The 17,671-nt window shown below is 41.1% G+C and carries 15 protein-coding genes; 7 read left to right on the plus strand and 8 right to left on the minus strand.

Annotation, left to right across the window (positions count from 1 at the left end):
* Positions 1-71 precede the first annotated feature (71 nt).
* The 3 genes from guaA to helD all read right to left on the minus strand — a co-directional run bounded on the left by guaA (position 72) and on the right by helD (position 5,119).
* A complete protein-coding gene (gene guaA / locus IV80_RS02300; RefSeq protein WP_057748918.1) occupies positions 72-1,625 on the minus strand; it encodes a glutamine-hydrolyzing GMP synthase in 1,554 nt (517 codons plus the stop codon).
* A 252-nt stretch (positions 1,626-1,877) separates the two neighbouring features.
* On the minus strand, positions 1,878-2,804 hold the full coding sequence (gene coaA / locus IV80_RS02305; RefSeq protein ID WP_057748921.1) for a type I pantothenate kinase: 927 nt from the start codon (positions 2,802-2,804) through the stop codon (positions 1,878-1,880).
* A gap of 20 nt (positions 2,805-2,824) precedes the next feature.
* Positions 2,825-5,119, minus strand: a complete 2,295-nt coding sequence (helD, locus tag IV80_RS02310) for an RNA polymerase recycling motor HelD (RefSeq protein ID WP_057748923.1) — start codon at positions 5,117-5,119, stop codon at positions 2,825-2,827.
* Positions 5,120-5,429: 310 nt separating this feature from the next.
* Here helD and IV80_RS02315 point away from each other — a divergent pair, with 310 nt between their 5' ends.
* From IV80_RS02315 to IV80_RS02325, 3 genes are all read left to right on the plus strand, one after another.
* The gene (locus tag IV80_RS02315; RefSeq protein WP_057748926.1) at positions 5,430-7,283 is read left to right on the plus strand and encodes a cation:proton antiporter family protein; all 1,854 of its coding nucleotides are present in this window, start codon (positions 5,430-5,432) and stop codon (positions 7,281-7,283) included.
* 198 nt (positions 7,284-7,481) lie between these two features.
* Complete coding sequence (locus tag IV80_RS02320) at positions 7,482-8,147, plus strand: histidine phosphatase family protein (protein ID WP_057748928.1); 666 nt, start codon at positions 7,482-7,484, stop codon at positions 8,145-8,147.
* A 39-nt stretch (positions 8,148-8,186) separates the two neighbouring features.
* Positions 8,187-9,821, plus strand: coding sequence for an APC family permease (locus tag IV80_RS02325; RefSeq protein WP_057748931.1), 1,635 nt, complete (start codon positions 8,187-8,189; stop codon positions 9,819-9,821).
* 58 nt (positions 9,822-9,879) lie between these two features.
* On the opposite strand, the gene IV80_RS02330 is transcribed toward IV80_RS02325, so the two are convergent.
* Entirely contained in the window at positions 9,880-10,227 is a 348-nt protein-coding gene (locus IV80_RS02330) for a MerR family transcriptional regulator (protein WP_057748934.1), read from the minus strand.
* A gap of 101 nt (positions 10,228-10,328) precedes the next feature.
* Between IV80_RS02330 and IV80_RS02335 the strand changes: the two genes are divergently transcribed.
* Positions 10,329-10,898 (plus strand): histidine phosphatase family protein, encoded by a 570-nt coding sequence (locus IV80_RS02335; RefSeq protein WP_057748937.1) that lies wholly within the window; start codon positions 10,329-10,331, stop codon positions 10,896-10,898.
* A 417-nt stretch (positions 10,899-11,315) separates the two neighbouring features.
* On the opposite strand, the gene IV80_RS02340 is transcribed toward IV80_RS02335, so the two are convergent.
* From IV80_RS02340 to IV80_RS02350, 3 genes are all read right to left on the minus strand, one after another.
* Positions 11,316-11,897: a TMEM175 family protein gene (locus IV80_RS02340; RefSeq protein ID WP_057748940.1), complete on the minus strand. Its 582-nt coding sequence runs from the start codon at positions 11,895-11,897 to the stop codon at positions 11,316-11,318.
* A gap of 228 nt (positions 11,898-12,125) precedes the next feature.
* A complete protein-coding gene (locus IV80_RS02345; RefSeq protein WP_057748942.1) occupies positions 12,126-13,166 on the minus strand; it encodes a zinc-dependent alcohol dehydrogenase family protein in 1,041 nt (346 codons plus the stop codon).
* Positions 13,167-13,261: 95 nt separating this feature from the next.
* A complete protein-coding gene (locus IV80_RS02350; RefSeq protein WP_083490498.1) occupies positions 13,262-14,065 on the minus strand; it encodes a Cof-type HAD-IIB family hydrolase in 804 nt (267 codons plus the stop codon).
* 159 nt (positions 14,066-14,224) lie between these two features.
* Here IV80_RS02350 and IV80_RS02355 point away from each other — a divergent pair, with 159 nt between their 5' ends.
* The 3 genes from IV80_RS02355 (at position 14,225) to IV80_RS10065 (ending at position 16,209) form a co-directional block, all read left to right on the plus strand.
* Positions 14,225-15,106 (plus strand): aldose 1-epimerase family protein, encoded by an 882-nt coding sequence (locus IV80_RS02355; protein WP_057748948.1) that lies wholly within the window; start codon positions 14,225-14,227, stop codon positions 15,104-15,106.
* A 170-nt stretch (positions 15,107-15,276) separates the two neighbouring features.
* Positions 15,277-15,972 carry a histidine phosphatase family protein gene (locus IV80_RS02360; protein WP_057748951.1) on the plus strand — a complete coding sequence of 232 codons (696 nt, stop codon included), beginning with the start codon at positions 15,277-15,279 and terminating at the stop codon, positions 15,970-15,972.
* Positions 15,973-16,044: 72 nt separating this feature from the next.
* The gene (locus IV80_RS10065) at positions 16,045-16,209 is read left to right on the plus strand and encodes a hypothetical protein (RefSeq protein WP_157048825.1); all 165 of its coding nucleotides are present in this window, start codon (positions 16,045-16,047) and stop codon (positions 16,207-16,209) included.
* Between the two features lie 47 nt (positions 16,210-16,256).
* On the opposite strand, the gene IV80_RS02365 is transcribed toward IV80_RS10065, so the two are convergent.
* On the minus strand, positions 16,257-17,669 hold the full coding sequence (locus IV80_RS02365; protein ID WP_057748954.1) for a DHA2 family efflux MFS transporter permease subunit: 1,413 nt from the start codon (positions 17,667-17,669) through the stop codon (positions 16,257-16,259).
* Between the last annotated feature and the right edge of the window lie 2 nt (positions 17,670-17,671).

A 17,671-nucleotide genomic window follows, 5' to 3' on the forward strand; every position in this document is an offset into this window, starting at 1 on the left:
GGCTTATCCATTTTGCAAGTTCACAAATGTCTTTAAGTCAACATTCCGTATCCATTTAATATATATATATTTTATTCCCATTCGACCGTTGCCGGTGGCTTGCTCGTAATATCGTACACAATGCGATTAACGTGATCGACTTCATTGACAATGCGCACAGAGATCTTCTGTAACACATCCCACGGAATGCGGGCAAAATCAGCCGTCATGCCATCCACAGAATCCACAGCCCGGATACCAACCGTATAGTCGTATGTTCGACCATCACCCATGACACCAACACTCTTAATGCCCGGTAAAACAGTGAAGTACTGCCAGATATCTCGATCTAAGCCAGCCTTTTTAATCTCATCCCGCAAGATCCAATCAGAATCACGCACAATGTTTAACTTGTCCTCAGTAATTTCACCAAGCACCCGAATCCCTAAACCAGGACCTGGGAATGGTTGTCGCCACACTAAGTCAGATGGCATCCCTAATTTTTCGCCTAAGTCACGAGCTTCATCCTTAAATAAGGTCCGCAAAGGCTCAATTAAAGTAAAATGCATGTCTTTTGGCAAGCCACCCACGTTGTGATGCGATTTGATGGTTTGTGCAGTATCCGTACCACTTTCAATCACATCTGTATACAAGGTGCCTTGTGCCAAGAAATCAATGCCATCCAGCTTTTGAGCTTCATCGTTAAACACTTGAATAAACTCGTTACCAATAATCTTACGTTTCTTTTCAGGATCGGAAACACCGACCAATTTATCCATAAAACGTTTCTGAGCATCAACTTTAACCACGTTCAGGCCAAACTTGCCTTCCAAGCTATCCATCACTTGTTTGGCTTCACCCTTACGCAACAACCCGTGATCTACAAAAATACTGGTTAATTGATTACCAATGGCTTTATGCAATAACACGCCCACCACGCTGGAATCTACACCACCGGAAAGGCCCAACAAGACCTTGCGATCGCCAACTTCTTCACGAATTTTTTTGATTTGTAATTCAATAAAGTTGTTCATGGACCAATTAGCTTTGGCTTCACAAACATCAAACGCAAAGTGTTTAAGAATTTCATTACCATATTGCGTATTACGAACTTCAGCATGAAATTGAATACCATAAAACTTTCGTTTCGGGTCTTCAATAGAAGCAATGGGACAGTTCTTGCTGGTTGCCACGGACGTGAAGCCTTCGGGAACTTGTTTGACTAAGTCTCCATGGCTCATCCACACGGTCTGACGGCCAGGTAACCCTTTGAATAAAGGTGTTTGCGAATCCGTAACGTCAATATCAGCATGGCCGTATTCACGGTTGTCTGCTGGTTCAACTTTACCACCTAAATTGTAGGACATGAGCTGCATGCCGTAGCAAATTCCTAAAATAGGAATGCCCAGCTTGTAAATTTCTGGGTCTACACGAAAGGCATCGTCATCATAAACGCTATTGGGGCCACCTGAGAAGATGATTCCTTTAGGGTTAATTTTGCGAATTTCATCGGCGGTAATATTGTGTGAGAGTAACTCTGAATATACGCCAAATTCACGAATGCGTCGTGTGATGAGTTGGTTGTACTGACTACCGAAGTCTAAAACAATGATCTTGTCGAATTGGGACAAATCTAAATTAGCCAAGTTTTCACCTCATGATTAGAGAGTGTCAAACTAAGCGCCCAGCTTCCGAGTATTGCCTAGGAAGGCAAATGATTCGGGCTAGGAATCGTTTGCTTTCCGTAGCAAAGCGGAAGAAGCTGCTTAGTTTGGCACGTTTACTCTGTAATTTTAAAAGTATAGTTATTCAACATCTAGTATCAATTCTACTGATAATACTGATTAAAGTAAAGCCAGTTCAAAACATGACTGTTTTCCAACTGGCTAAACCATTTTTTAATATTTTCTCAAGTACACTGCGTCCATCACGTGATGATCGACTTTATGCAAAATGAGATTGGCTCTGGAACGAGTAGGCAAAATAAACTCCTCCAAATTGGGCAAATCCACCCGTTTCCAAACTTTTTTTGCTTCTTCAAAGGCTTTTTCGCGTGGCCACTGTGCATACTCATAATAATAATCTTGCGGATTATGAAACGCCGTATCTAACAAAATGCCAAAGCGTTCTAAGAACCATTTTTCAATCAACTCAGGATCTGCATCAACATATATGGACCAGTCAAAGAAGTCACTGATATAAATTGTTTGATTGGAAGGCAACTGTAAGACATTAATCCCTTCCACAATTAAAATATCAGGATTATCCACTGTCTCATACTCATCAGGCATGATGTCATAACTTTGATGGGAGTACAACGGCACACGAATGCGCGTTTTCCCATTTTTGACCTCACTCATAAATGACAGCAAACTAGACATATCGTAGCTTTCCGGGAATCCTTTTCGATCCAAGATGCCGCGTTTTTTTAACTCCGCATTCGGGTATAAGAAACCATCTGTAGTGATTAGTTGGGAATGCAAACTAGGAAAGAAGTGCGTAAGCAATACTTGCAGCAAACGCGCCGTGGTGCTTTTGCCAACCGCCACACTTCCTGATATACCAATCACAAACGGTACTTTTCTTTCAGGTAATTTTAAAAAGTCCGTTTTGGTAGCCTGCCAATCCTGAAAGCTATGAAACTTTTTGATGAGCATGTGTACCAACGGCACATAAATATCTTGCACATCTTGTAACGAGATGCGATCATTCAATGCCTTGATGGCCTTCAATTGTTGATCGGACAAAGGCAATTTAGCCTCTGGCGCCAACTGTTTCCAGTCATTTTTTAAAAACCGATAGTAACTTTGGTCCTCTTTTACCATTTTTACGCCTCACTAAAAGCTTAGTCCGTTGTGTACAACTTCGAATTGACACGATCAAATAGCGGTGACATCTGTTTGGTAGCAATCACCGTGAGTCGATGCATGGCTCGTGAACAGATTGTGTATAACAACTGGCGTTCATCTTCATCTTGATAGGTCTTTTCAGAGGCATCCCAGACGATGACGGCGTCAAATTCCAGTCCCTTTGCCAAAAATGACGGAACCACCACAACGCCTTCTGCCAATCGCTGGTTTTCTGTACGAATCAGCGTCACTTTTTCACCGGCCGCACGTAACGCATCCGTAATTTGAACACACGCCGCAACGGACTTCCCAATGATGGCTGTGCTTTCCCCATCGTTTTGATTTTGTACTAATTGTCGCTGCACTCGCTTAACCGCCGCATCAGTTGTGGCTTGAACACTTATAACTGGCAACTCGCCTTCACGCTGAAAGGCTTCAATTGCTTCACCATTTTTCAAAATTTCTTTTGTGAAATCAGTAATTTGTTGTGTAGACCGATAAGACTTTTCGAGTTGAATGACACGTGTCTTATCTTTATCAAACATTGTGGATAACTCAGCAAGTAAGGTGGTCGAATTCTCATTACTGTAAATGGATTGGTTCAAATCACCAAGCAGTGTAAACTTTGCGCGTGGGTAATTGAATTTGAGATAAGCCAATTGAAAGGCCGTATAATCCTGAATCTCATCAATAAACACGTAGCGCATATCACGTTCACCCTTTTTCCCCACGATTAAATCATAGAGATAAAGATAAGCGGACGTATTATTTAAAGAAATCTGATGATTTTTTAAGCCTGCAATGGTTTCTTCCACATAGCCTTGCCAGTCAGCTTCAGTTAAGCCAAACTTCTCAAGATGAATCAAGTGAGGCACACTGCGTAAGAAATGCACATACTGGGCATTAATGTTTAAAAAGCGATTATGCACAATCGCATTGCGAACAGGCTGTAACGCCTTAATCACAAGTTTACGTGCTAAAAACTTAAACTCTTTATCACTATCATCAAATTCGCGAGGTTCGCCACCGTATAGCTTTTCTAAATCTTCATGATTCAAGGACTGCACAGCTTTTTCAGCCCATTTGGACCGTACTTCCCCACCAATTCGATGATTCAAAGACTTCAATAATGTTTCTTTAGTGGCATCCAAACGATTACCTAAATGATAATTTTCGTTGAAACTGTAATAAATTTCTCGAATACGTTCCTGATCAGCCAAAGGTTTCTCCCGAAAAACTAAGTTCCGGAATTTCATATCAGCTGTTTCTAGATGCTTAGCGTACTTGGTCACTGCTTTGAAGTACGTCAAACTATTTTCTAACTGACGAATCTTTTTAGAAACCGGATCGGTTTTCCCTTCAAAACGCTGCTGTAAAGTTTCCACATCCATGTTGGGAATGCGGCGTTTGGTGAACTGGTAATACGTCATTTGTACCATGTTATGCTCACCTAATTCAGGCAACACTTGGTCCACATAGTCGTTAAAAATCTGGTTTGGTGAAAACATGATCACTTGGCTTGCCGTTAAATGCCCCCGGTAACGGTACAATAGGTAAGCAACCCGTTGCAAAATAGCGGCTGTTTTACCAGAACCAGCTGCTCCCTGCACAAACAGTAAATCGGAATGCGTATCCCGAATAATCTGGTTTTGTTCCTTTTGAATTGTAGACACAATGCTCTTCATCTTGGTATCTGATGAATTTCCCAGAGCCTGCAACAACATTTGGTCCCCAATTGTTTCATCCGTATCAAAAATTGTGACAATCGTGCCGTCTTCAATGGTAAACTGCCGTTTTAATTTGACGTCCACTTCTTGCGTACCATCTGGCGTTTCGTAGGAGACATTGCCTAGCTTGCCATCATAGTAAACACTAGAAATGGGTGCACGCCAGTCATAGATCAGAAAATGCTCTGGTGTATCCGAAAACGACCCTAAACCAATATAGATCGTCTCGTCGTTTTTTTCGCCTGCTTCATGAAAATCAATCCGCGCAAAATACGGGCGTTTCTCAAGTCGCTTCAGTACATCTAACTGTTGGCTCGCATGCCGCCAGCTATTTTGGCGTTCATTTAAGAGTTGTTGTTGTTGTCGTACAGAAATTGCAGTATCCATCATGCCTGAATACGTACTTGTGTTCATCCGTACTTCATTGCTGAAATTCTTATCAATCGCTTTGGAGTCGGTCTCCGCTGTTTTGACATCCTTCGTTGCCTTTTGAATTGCTTGTTGAATTTTGGCAACGACTTCGTTTAAGTGGGTCTGTTCATACTTTTGAATTGAATCGGCCATAAAACCCCTCCAAATAGTTGACATACTTATTTTTTATATGAATCGCCGTCTCTTAACTGTGACTTTAAAACGACGTAAACTTAAATTATAAGAAGCAATTACTTCCTATAATTTAAGTAAATATCTTACCACTTTTCTTGCCCTAACTCAAAGATAATCGCACACAGGTAGCCATTTTCTGTGAATTAATTTTTTGTGCGCTTTAATAATAGCTAAAATCCGCTCGTTGCCGCGCCCCTTTTTCATTGTTTCCCTAAAAAACTTGTGCTATTCTGGACCAATATTTAAGATGGTGTGGGAGGCAATTACTATGAACCAAGTTTCGTTACTCATAATGTTATTTGCAGCTTTGGTCACCCCAATGTTGATGGCTCGCTTAAAGCTGACTTTTTTACCAACAGCCGTTGTGGAGATTCTCTTAGGTGTTATTCTTGGACCAAGCCTACTAAGCTTAGTCCACGCTACCGATATTTTAAATCAACTGTCCGATATTGGTGTGATCATTCTGCTCTTTTTAAGCGGCATGGAGATTGATTTCGACCTTTTCAAAAAGAAACAGCCGACTTCACCACTCGCTCAAAAAACGGCCGCGCAAACCTCACGCTGGTCGCCCGTTATTCTAGCCTGTCTGGCTTATGGCACAATCATGGTGATTTCATTAGGTCTAGCCGGCATTTTCAAGTGGCTAAATCTTTTCTCTGATTTTTGGCTAGCTGCCATTTTGTTTAGCACTATTTCACTGGGAATTGTGATTGCCACACTCAAAGAAAATGAACTTCTCAGTAAAGCCTTTGGTCAAACTGTGCTTTTAATCGCCGTTTTAGGCGAAGTCATGCCTTTACTAGGGCTCACTTTTTATGCCTCTGTTTTTGGCAACAGCAGTAAAAGTCTGTGGTTACTTTTCTTAATTATCATTGCGGCCGTCTTTTTACTGCGCCGCTTTAAATTCTTTTTCAATTTTTTTGAACAAATTAATAAATCGACTACCCAACTTGATATTCGCCTCGCCTTTTTCCTGATCGTGGCCATGGTCACGGTAGCCTCTTCGGTTGGTGCGGAAAACATCTTGGGCGCTTTTATTGCCGGCATTATTTTAAAACTTTTGCGTCCCAGTCAGAGTACCAAGGACAAGTTAGATTCAATTGGTTACGGCTTTTTTATCCCCATCTTCTTTATGATGAGCGGTGTAAGTCTAAACCTAAAAACTTTGTTGAATGATCCAGAGGCACTCACACTCATTCCACTATTTTTCTTGGCTTATCTGATTGCCAAATTAGCCATCTTTCCAATCTTAAAATTACGATTCAAAAGTGCCAATTCCCTAGCTGGTATGAGCTTGTCAGCTGCTACCATTACGATGGTGGTCGCCATTTTGCAAGTTGCTTCGAACATGCACACGATTAACAGCCATCAGTCAGGGGCCTTTTTACTGGCAGCTGTGTTAACCTGTGTCATCTCACCTCTAATTTTCGGTAAGACTTATCAACCAGAACCTGAGGACTTGAAGAAGCAGGTCGTACATTTTATTGGTACCAATATTTTCACCGTTCCCGTCGCCCAACAACTCACTAAGGGCTGGTATCAAATACAGATGTATACGGACAACGAAAAGAACTTTCGCACGTACAATAGTGAGGTTAACGCACACCTGCTCGCTAACTTAAATCCACAAGCCATGATTGCCCAAGGTGTTTTTGACACGGATATCTTAGTTGTGGGCCATTTTCGGGCTCAGGAAAATTATGAACTCGCTAAAGCGGCAAAGGCTTACGGCGTGCCACGAGTCATTGTTCGCTTTGAGGATCACAACATTTTAAACGAACATGAAACGGAATTGCGAGGGCTTGGCATCGAAGTCTATAATACCCCAGAAGTTAATATTGCCATGCTCCGTGGTCTGATTGAAACACCATCGACTTTATTAATTCTGAATGACACCAAGAATACGATTTTTGAGGTACAGGTACGTAATCGTAAGTACACAGGAATGGAAATTAAGAATCTTCCCTTTATCGATCAAATTACAATCAGCCAAATTTTCCGGAATTATCGCCTCATTCGGCCAGGTGGGTCCACACAATTGGAGTTAAATGACCGCATTATCTTTTCTGGTGATAAAACCAATACCGAAGAAATTCGCCGTGAGCTCAGCAAAATAAATTAAGCACACTGTGCTTTAAAAAAGCTATGAAAAGTTTTCATTTTTTCATAGCTTTTTTAGTGTTCATGTAAGCGATACCTAGTTAGTTAAATAACCACTTTTTGAAAACTTATCAAAAATAGAAAAGAAAAAATGTTATAAAACCAGTCGTAGCCTATGATACAATAGCTTCTGGACATTTAGACGAAGGGAGGTTATTTCTTGAAAACTATTGAAATTTATTTTGTGCGTCACGGACAAACTTATTTTAACCGTTACAATCGTATGCAGGGATGGTCGGATTCGCCATTAACACCCAAAGGTTGGCAAGATGCCAAAAAAGTTGGTCGTAAATTAGCTAACATCGCCTTTGATGCGGCATACTCAAGCGACACAACGCGAGCTTATAATACCGCAACCACCATCGTCCACAGTAATAAATCACCTGGCCTTAAAGTTAAACAATTAGCCGAATTTCGCGAAGAATTTTATGGTTACTTTGAAGGCGCGGACTCTGCCCAAACTTGGTTCCAGGTCTTAAAACCAGTTAGTCAAGCACGGACTTTCCACGAATTCCTATTACATCACGATATTAGCGAATCCAAAAATGCGGTTAAAGCTGCGGATCCCTTTCACGAAGCCGAAGATCACTTTGATTTTTGGAAACGTTTAGACAAGGGCTTCCAGTACTTAATTGCGCATAGTGAAGATCAGGATAAAATTCTGGTGGTCACGCATGGTACGACCATTCGCAGTATTGTGGGACGTTATGCACCGGACATGGATATTACAACCAGTCCAAGCAACGGAAGTCTTACCAAAGTCACCATTCAAGATTCTTCGATTTCAGTTAATTACTTCAATAACAATGATGAAATAATTAAATAGCGCAAGTTAAACTTGCCTTTATATAGGAGAATTTTTACAATGCAAACTTCACCCTTAGATACAAATAAGCACTTCATCAGTTGGCCGGTCGTTGCCCTAATGGACTTTGTTACGGTAATTGGCTTTGACGATTTAATTTATAACTTTCATAACCAAGGTTTGGCCATTGTCACAACCTGGATTTTAATGTTAATTCTGTTTGTCTGGCCATATGAAATGATGGTTGGTCAACTGGGGTCCGCCTTTCAAAATGAAGGTGGCGGTCTTTCTTCTTGGATTCGCTCCACTAACGGCGATTTAGCCGGTTATATGGTTGCGTTTCTGTACTGGATTGCCGGCTTACCTTACGTGGTTGATGTGGCCAACTCAGTAGTTGTGTCCATCAGCTGGTTAGTAAAGGGAAATGGCGATTTAAATAAATACATGTCAACTTTCATGTTTGCCGTTTTTACCGCCGTTATTTTCTTAGGTTTCATTTGGTTCCAGCATTTATTCAAGAACAAGTCTCTAGAAATTATGAGTACCATTGGTGGTGGTGCCATGTTCGTGATGACCATTCTCTTCGTGGTTATGACCGTTGCCGCTTTGATGCATGGCCGTCATATTGAAACGCAACCTTTCAATCTGAGCGCGTTCATCCCTAAAATTAATGGCCATTTTCTTTCCACTTTTGGATTACTAATCTTTGCCATCAATGGCGCAGAATTAGCGGGTCCATATGTCAAAGAGATGAAACACGGTAACCGTGATTTCCCTAAAGCCATGATGATGCTTCTGATTATGACCGGTTTCCTAACGGTCTTTGGTTCCTTCTCACTGGGTGTCTTCTTTAACGCCCACCATTTGCCATATGACTTGAAAATGAACGGTTCCTATTACGCCTTCCAAGCCTTAGGAAAGCAATTCGGTATGGGAAACGTTCTGATGTACATCTTTGCGGTCGCTCAGTTCATTTATATGTGCGCGCAGTTAGCTGTTATTTTGGATGCCAGCACCCGGATCTTCCTTTCAAATGTGGCTAAGCAATATCTACCAAAACGATTGACGAAGTTGAACAATGACGGGTTACCAATTAACGGTTACTGGTTAACCACCTTGATCGTTTCACTAGTTTTGTTCCTAAGTAACTGGCTGCCAAGTATCAATGACATGTTCAACTGGCTATTAAATATCAACGGAATTGTATCGCCATTTGTCACTAGTTTTGTATTTTATGCTTTCATGCGTATTCGTGCGAAGAGCAAGGACTATCCTTCAGAGTACAAATTTATCAAAAACGATCGTTTCGCGTGGTTAGTCGGACTTTGGTGTTTAGTTATTACCCTAGTCTTCTCTGTGATGGGAATTCGACCAACGGATGCAACTCCAGGAACGGTGTTATACACCAAAGAGTTAACGTTAAACATTGTCATTCCAATTATTTTCATTGCCCTTTCTGCAGTGTTACCATACATGGCAAAAATTGGACGGCAACAATTAACTAAGCAAGCATGGTTATCCACACCCTTAGCTTTAATTGTGTTTATCCTTGTCGGTTTCTTCTTGGCACAACACCTAACTGGTGCAGGCATTGCCACGATGATTCTAAGTTGGACATTAAATGTGATCTTATTTATCATTGTTTATCAAATCACATTTAAGATCATAACCCGTAACCATTCAGTAAATAATTAGGTTTTAACCTAAAAAGATCAAGCATGTCGCTTCACGCGCTGCTTGATCTTTTTTTCATTCACATTAATTGTTTGACATCTTCAATTTTAGTCTTTAAATGCTGGATGGATCTTTTCAACTGATTCACTTTTTCTTCGGACTGCACTAACTGATCTTGCAAAATGGTCAATCTTTCTTCGATTGTGTCGTCACCCTTTTGATAAATTGCCAGAAAATGTTTGATTTGTGCCAGCGTCATGCCACATTCTTTGACACATAAAATAAAATCAATACGCTCAAGATCGCTGGATGCAAACTGACGGATACCATTCACCCGATTAATGGGGCCTAATAACCCCTCACGCTCATAATAACGAATTGTTGCCGTGGAAACATTAAATTGTTTTGCGACCGCGTCAATTTTCAAGATTCTCACCCCTTGACTTGAAGTATACTTCAAGGACTATGATTTATAAATAGAGATAAGAAAATAACTGATCGTTAAAAGATGCTAGAAGAGGCCAAAAAATGAAAACTTTATATCTCGTACGCCATGGCGAAACGCTTTTTAATGTCGCCCATAAAATTCAGGGGTGGTGTGACTCACCTTTAACTGAGAATGGGATTAACCAAGCCCAAAAATTAAGTGGCTTTTTTAGAAATATTCCGCTTGACCACGCGTATAGTTCCACTTCAGAACGTTGTTGCGACACGATTGAATTAATCTTAAACAATCGTTTAGACTACACTAGATTGAAAGCTCTAAAGGAACAAAATTATGGTATTTTTGAAGGTGAAAGTGAAGCGTTAAGTCCGAAAACACCTAAAGATTTTGAAACCTTTTTTCTGCCCTACGGCGGTGAGTCTTCTAATGCCGTTGGTAAACGTATGTTGCACTGTTTGACGACTATTATGTCTCAATCGGATCACCATAATGTTTTAGCGGTTTCCCATAGCGGTGCTTGTTTTAACTTTTTACGCATGTTGCAGGATCCTTCTGAAGAATTGAAAAAAGGCTTTTCAAATGGCACAATTTTTGTCTATCACTTTGATCAAGGAAATTTTCAATTGGCAAACGTGATTCGTCCAAGTAACTAAAAGTTGCTGTTGGGTGTTTAGTCTAAATGCAATCATAATAAAAAGATCCAAGCATTCTGAATACGAATGTTTGGATCTTTTTAGGCTCAAATCACAGCGCCCACCATCTCTTATTTCTGATCGTCAAGTGGCGGAATATATGCGGACTTTTTTATACTTTTTACAGCTTAATTTAATTGGATTGTCGTATCGTAGGTATGGCTAAAATTGTCATCGTCAATATCATCCGTATCATAGTCAGCATCCCATTTAAGACGAATTGACGTTAAATCGCCAACAGAATCTAATTTTTTCTACTTAAACCTTACACTTTTAAGTAGAACTTTATACAGGAATATTTTTATAAAAAAAGATTAAGCATCTTTACAGCGCTTAATCTTTCATTTTGTTGAACAAATCAGGTTTTTCTACCCTTATTTACTTCTTATCTTGTGTATTACCCATCCTAAACAATTCCTCCACTTCTTTATAAGGAATCACCCAAAACAACGTGATCCCAAAACAGCCAATGATTCCCAGGATCGGCCAAAAATACGTGAGTCCCATGATCACCAGAACAGCAAAAAAGGTATAGGTATCTTTATGCCCCAGAACCGCAACTAACTCTGGGTTAGCCCGTGTTAAGGTCATTTTTAAACCATTCCACGCAATGTTATACAACAAATAAAGGGCTACATAAAGCAATTCAGCAAAGCGAGAATACCAGTTTCTATCCACAGTTGCTGTGACAAAAGGAAATAGCGACAGCCAAAATAATAAATTCATATTAGCCCAGAGCACACTACCGCTAATCTTTTTAGCTGCTTGCAACATATGGTGATGATTGTTCCAAGTCACTGCCAAAATAAAAAAGGAAAACATATACGAAAGTAGCTCGGTTCGAATATGCCACAAACCATGCCAAGATAAATCGGTCAGCGGATTTAATTCCAAGACTAAAATAGTCATAATAATTGCAATCACAGCATCTGTGAAAGCTTCTAATCGATTCTTAGACATTTAATCCCCCTCCATTCTTTAATTCATTTTGTTGCTCCAACCAGTTGCGTGAGTTTTTCAACTTCATGGTTCGATTCCGATAGCGGTTACACAAAATCATAGCACGAAATACCTTCTGCCACAATCAACTCACTTCCAGTTCTATTAAACTTTCGAACACATAAAAAATCTCAACACAGTTAGCACTTTGCCAACTTGCATCGAGATTTTGGGGATTTTTTTATTAATTTAGCCTTCGCTTACGATCAACAATGATTTGATCGCTGTTCGTTTGTCCATAGCCTCATAGGCGTCTTGGATGTGGTCCAAATCAAAACGCTTTGTAAAGACCTTTCCAGGATTAATCTGACCGCTTAAAACCGCATCTAACAAGACGGCTTTATCATCCGTGGTAACCGAAGCAAGTCCGCCACGCAATCCAATGTTGCGCCAGAAAAGATTGTTCGTGTTCATTTCTGCTTTTTGAGGCACACCCACACGGCCGACAACGGCTCCAGGACGACCAACCTTAACAGCAGTATCCACGGATTGTGCGGTACCGACACATTCCAAAACCGCATCTGCACCACTACCAGTTAGTTCCATAACCTTCTTGACCGCTTCATCCCCACGTTCTGGGATAATATCAGTGGCACCAAATTCACGTGCTAATTGTTGGCGGTCTTCGTGACGACTCATCGCAATAATCCGTTTTGCCCCCAGCAACTTAGCTGAAAGGACGCCACATAAACCAACCGCACCGTCTCCCATAACAACAACTGTGTCACCTTTTTTCACTTCCGCACTAGCAGCTGCATGGTAGCCGGTTGCCATGACATCCGCTAAAGTTAACAGTGAATTTAATTGGTCGTCTGAATAATCAGCTGGCTTGCCCGGGATCTTGACTAAGCCCCAGTTGGCGTTTGTATAACGTAAATACTCGCCTTGATAGCCACCATTGCCACCAGATTCTTGATTTAAACAGTCCCCATCAAAACCAGCCAGACATGCTGCACAATGGCCACACCCATGTGTAAATGGCACGATAACAAAGTCGCCAACCTTAATATCAGTCACATCGGTCCCAACTTCTTCAACCACACCAATGGCTTCGTGTCCAACCAAGGAATTTGGCTGACGTTTAGAGATGCCACGATACCACCACAAGTCGGAACCACAGACACATGCGCGAACCACTTTGACCAGGGCATCCGTTGCCTTTTCAATTTTTGGTTTTGCCACCTCTTGGGCTTCCATTTTTCCCGGTTCAATAAATACTGCTGCTTTCACGAATAGCCATCTCCCAAATATGAGTTATTATTTTACTATCTTATCATAGATCTTTGCGCCCACTCCAAAGCAAGTTGCTGATTCATCCTTTTTATCTAGTCATTTTGCGAAAAATACGTTGTTAAAAATTGGGCAACCCCATCGTGATCATTATCAACAGCGGTCACTTGATTAGCTGTTTGTTTCGCTTCTGGGGTGCCATTTGCCATGGCAACACCCACGCCCGCACTAGCCAACATTTCCAAGTCGTTTTGAGCATCCCCAAAAGTCATTAAATTTTCGCGTGTCCACCCAAAATGGTCTAATAACACATCCAATGCAGATCCTTTATCGATTCCTGGTTTCAAAAATTCCAAAATCATTGGTTGTGACCGAACAATATGAAATTCTTGTTTGAGTTGCGCCGGCATGTGAACCACAATATGATTCAAAGTTGCTGGTGTCGCGCAGATGACCGCCTTGCTGTAATCTACGGCTGGCAACTTGATAAATGGCGTATGGAGAAAATGCATATTTCCACCCAAGCGTTTTTCATAACCCGAAAGTGGCAAGTCATTAATTGGGTATCCTCCATTAAAGTCCAGGATATCGAGTGGGTAACCATGTGCCATGCAGAATTTATGGAGATCTGCAAAATGAGCCCGTTTCATACCGTCGGCCATTAAAGGTTGTTTATCCACATTATGAATAACCAGAGAGCCGTTGAAATTAACCGAGTAGTCTTTTTCACCCATTAACTCTAATTGTTTTAGCCAGTCCCAAATCGCATTAATGGGCCGCCCTGTGCATAACACAATTCGTTTGCCTTGCCTATGCAATTTTTTTAAAACCCGCGTATTTGTTTCACTAATTTTCTTCTCTGAATTCAGTAAGGTGTTGTCCAAATCCAGTGCAATCATCTTAATCAATCTAAACTACCTCCTGCTTTCATTGCCAACGGACATGACTTTTCGAAAGTTTGTTAAAGTTCTAAGATTTCGTTTTAGAAAGCCTTTACATTGTTCGCCAACTGTTCCATCATATACCTGTACCCAATAAATTGAAAAGAGGCAATATGAATGATTACGATTAAAAACAACAATTTAGAAGTTGAAATAGACCAACTTGGTGCACAAGTTACCCATGTCGTGGATGTCAAAAGTAATTTTGATTATATCTGGAATGGCAAAGCTTGGAAACGCCATGCACCAATCTTATTCCCCTCAATCGGGAGATCGAATGACGATCACTACGTTGTGGATGGTCAGACTTATCCAATGCCTCAACATGGTTTTGCCCGGGACCTCCAGTGGGAAAATGTGCGCAAAGCCGACGATCAAGTTCTTTTAGAACTAAAAGCTAGTCCCAAAACAAAAGAATACTATCCATTCGACTTTACCTTACAAGTTGACTACAAGCTTGTGGGCAATCAGCTGTTAACTAAATACAGCGTTACGAATAATGATAAAACCAGCATGCCATACGCTCTGGGTTCACACCCTGGCTTTAATATTCCCATTGATGATGACGGTGTATTTGAAGACTACACCCTGACATTTGGACCACATCCTAAGCAAATTGAACAACTGGGAATTAATCCTGCCCCATTCCGTGATGGCACCAAAGCACCTTTCACGGCCGTAGATCAAAATAATGCATTGAAGCTAGATCACCGCACTTTTGACGATGGCTTAATTATTTTGGATGCTAAAAAAATCGAAACCGTCACCCTAAGTTCTGATCAAACCGCTCATGAAATCAAGCTTAATGTCAAACATTTCCCATACATCACCTTGTGGACCATGGAAAATGCAACGGAGCCTTATCTTTGTATCGAGCCTTTCGCTGGCCTTCCTGATCAAGCCAGTGATCACCCAACTGATTGGGCGAACAAGAAAGGTAACAACTTCGCTGAACCCGGGGAAACACAATCGTTTGAATACGGGATTGAATTTTCATAACTCACTTTTTACAAATTAAACATGGTAAAATAGGAACAGCGTGTGTTTTTGCGTTGTTCTTTTTTATCTTACTAATAAAATAATATGGAGAGTGTTTTTGGTTTTCCAAAAATGGCAGAAACAAGTCTAAAAACAATACTTTTTACTTCGCTACACTAACTATTCAGGCGATGCTTAAAGTTTACTCGCCTTTTAGCCACTCTCAGACTGGAAGTGTCATTATCAAAAAATTTACCGTTTATCTTATTCGTCACGGCGAAACTTATCTCAACAAATTTGACCGGATGCAGGGCTGGGCTGATGCACCTTTAACTGAAAAAGGCATTCAAGACGCCCATCAAGCGGCTCAAAAAGTCCAGAACGTCCATTTTGATCAAGCTTTCTCGAGTGACTTAAGCCGCGCTGTCAATACCGCTCACATCATTTTAAAGGATACGCACAACGATTCCTTGCAAGTCACCCAACTCAAAAATATTCGGGAAGCTTTCTTTGGCTATTTTGAAGGTGCTAATGGTCCCGAAACTTGGGACACCATTTGCCGGCCTCTAGGCTACAGTGGCATTGACGATTTCTTGAGTGAACATACATTTTATGAAGCGCGCGATGCCATGCACGCCGCTGATCCTTTCAAAGTGGCTGAAGACGCCCAAACTTTCAAAAAACGGATCTTGGCTGGTGTCGACCAATTGGCAGAACAGGCACATGACGGTGAAACATTACTTGTGGTCTCCCACATGGATGCCATTCGTAGTCTGATTCAGCTTTTGAATCCACAAATAGATGTCCATTTACCAATAAAAAATGGAAGTCTTAACATTCTCAACTTTACCGATAATCACGCCGAAGTTGTGGCTTATGACAAGTAAAGAGCTTCTATGCAAACTATTTTAATTCTGCTTCTAATCATGAGACAATCAAGATAGAAAGCAGGTGGCAAAATGGCTGATAAAAAACAAACTGATATGCCCGCATGTCTAATTGAGCCTACTGGTACAGCTAAGGTTGAACAAGATCGACTTGCACGTATTCACGACGAATTGGTAAATCGCCAGCTCGCAGAATTAGGAATTGCACCTCGAAAGTTATCCACAGAAAAAAATTAATCAGTTTCCAAAAAAACAAGACGAGGAAAATTTCCCGTCTTGTTTTTTTAAGCTATCTTTTTCTGTTTAGCGGCTTGATTGATTGCGTACACGAGTACCATGAAGGTCACGGCCATTAAAATCGTCAAAACCAACAGTGCGTGGCGTGAGCCGATCGCCGTTAAGTCAGCTTGATTGCCATTTTTACTTAACTGACTTGCCCCAATTATGGTAGAGACAATTGACGTCCCAACCGCACCCGCAAACTGTTGAATGGTGTTTAAAATTGCATTGCCATCCGCTTGCTGCTCATTTTTTAATGTAGATAATCCGTTTGTCATCACATTTCCAAAAATCAATCCAATCCCAAACATATAAAAGACATAAATAGTTAAGATCAAGCCATTTGAAACGTTTAGAGCGAAACTTGTAAATAAAACTAGGCCGATAAATACGATGGTACTACCTGTAAGTAAAGGTTTCTTAGCTCCCCAACGATCAAAAATACGGCCACTGATTGGCGACATGACTGCTCCCAAAGCGGCACCTGGTAAAACGACTAACCCAGCGATGGTAGCAGTTGCGTCATTTACCAGCTGCATATAGTTGGGCAAGATGAAGGACATACCTAACGAGATCAGTTGCAACGCGAAAAACACAAACACGTGCGCAGCAAATGCCACATTTCCTAAAACGCGCAAATCAATAATTGGCTGCGTAATATGTAAACTGCGATAAATCAGCCCCATTAAACCAATCACGCCCACCACAAGAGCACCTGCCACAGATAAGCTCATAAAACGTGTCGCTCCCATATTGCTGAATCCTAAAATAAAGCCAATGAAGGTCGCAGCAATTAATAAAACACTCAATGGATCAAATCTGATGGCTTGTGTAGGCCGTTTTTGTTCAATCGTCTTAATTCCCGTAACCAAAGAAATCACTAACAATGGGACTAAAATGATAAAGACAAACCGCCAACCTAGACTGGCTACCACAACGCCACCAAATGTGGGTCCAATTGCCGGTGCCACAGCTGTAATTAACGTGCCAATGCCCATCATCATCCCAATTTTGCTGCTAGGGACCTGATCAATAATAATATTGAACATTAGTGGCAGTGCAATCCCAGTGCCACATCCCTGAATAATACGCCCCAGTAGTAAAATGGGAAAAATCGGTGCAACTGCATCCAGGATTAGACCTGTTAAAAAAAGCAAGTTGGCCGTGATGAATAAAGATTTGGTTCTAAATCGCGTTTTCAGTGCTGAAGACAATGGCACAATAATCGCTACGGTCAATAAATACCCCGTTGTTAACCACTGCACGATACTGGTGGTCACATTGAATTCTTTCATCAATGTTGGGAACGTTATGTTCATGGCTGTTTCAACAATGACCCCACTAAAGGACATAAGCCCTGTGGCAATGACTGCTGCAATAACTTGTGGCCGAATCCGTTGATTGGTTTCAGTTTTCATAT

Source organism: Pediococcus cellicola (assembly GCF_001438655.1).
Classification (GTDB): Bacteria; Bacillota; Bacilli; order Lactobacillales; family Lactobacillaceae; genus Pediococcus; species Pediococcus cellicola.

Bases quoted from the DNA above. Each gene is read 5' to 3' on its own strand.
- coaA (WP_057748921.1), bottom strand. From the start codon at position 2,804: ATGGTAAAAGAGGACCAAAGTTACTATCGGTTTTTAAAAAATGACTGG.
- helD (WP_057748923.1), bottom strand. From the start codon at position 5,119: ATGGCCGATTCAATTCAAAAGTATGAACAGACCCACTTAAACGAAGTC.
- IV80_RS10065 (WP_157048825.1), top strand. From the start codon at position 16,045: ATGGCTGATAAAAAACAAACTGATATGCCCGCATGTCTAATTGAGCCT.
- IV80_RS02365 (WP_057748954.1), bottom strand. From the start codon at position 17,669: ATGAAAACTGAAACCAATCAACGGATTCGGCCACAAGTTATTGCAGCA.
- IV80_RS02315 (WP_057748926.1), top strand. From the start codon at position 5,430: ATGAACCAAGTTTCGTTACTCATAATGTTATTTGCAGCTTTGGTCACC.
- IV80_RS02325 (WP_057748931.1), top strand. From the start codon at position 8,187: ATGCAAACTTCACCCTTAGATACAAATAAGCACTTCATCAGTTGGCCG.
- IV80_RS02335 (WP_057748937.1), top strand. From the start codon at position 10,329: ATGAAAACTTTATATCTCGTACGCCATGGCGAAACGCTTTTTAATGTC.
- IV80_RS02355 (WP_057748948.1), top strand. From the start codon at position 14,225: ATGATTACGATTAAAAACAACAATTTAGAAGTTGAAATAGACCAACTT.
- IV80_RS02350 (WP_083490498.1), bottom strand. From the start codon at position 14,065: ATGATTGCACTGGATTTGGACAACACCTTACTGAATTCAGAGAAGAAA.
- IV80_RS02340 (WP_057748940.1), bottom strand. From the start codon at position 11,897: ATGTCTAAGAATCGATTAGAAGCTTTCACAGATGCTGTGATTGCAATT.
- IV80_RS02360 (WP_057748951.1), top strand. From the start codon at position 15,277: ATGCTTAAAGTTTACTCGCCTTTTAGCCACTCTCAGACTGGAAGTGTC.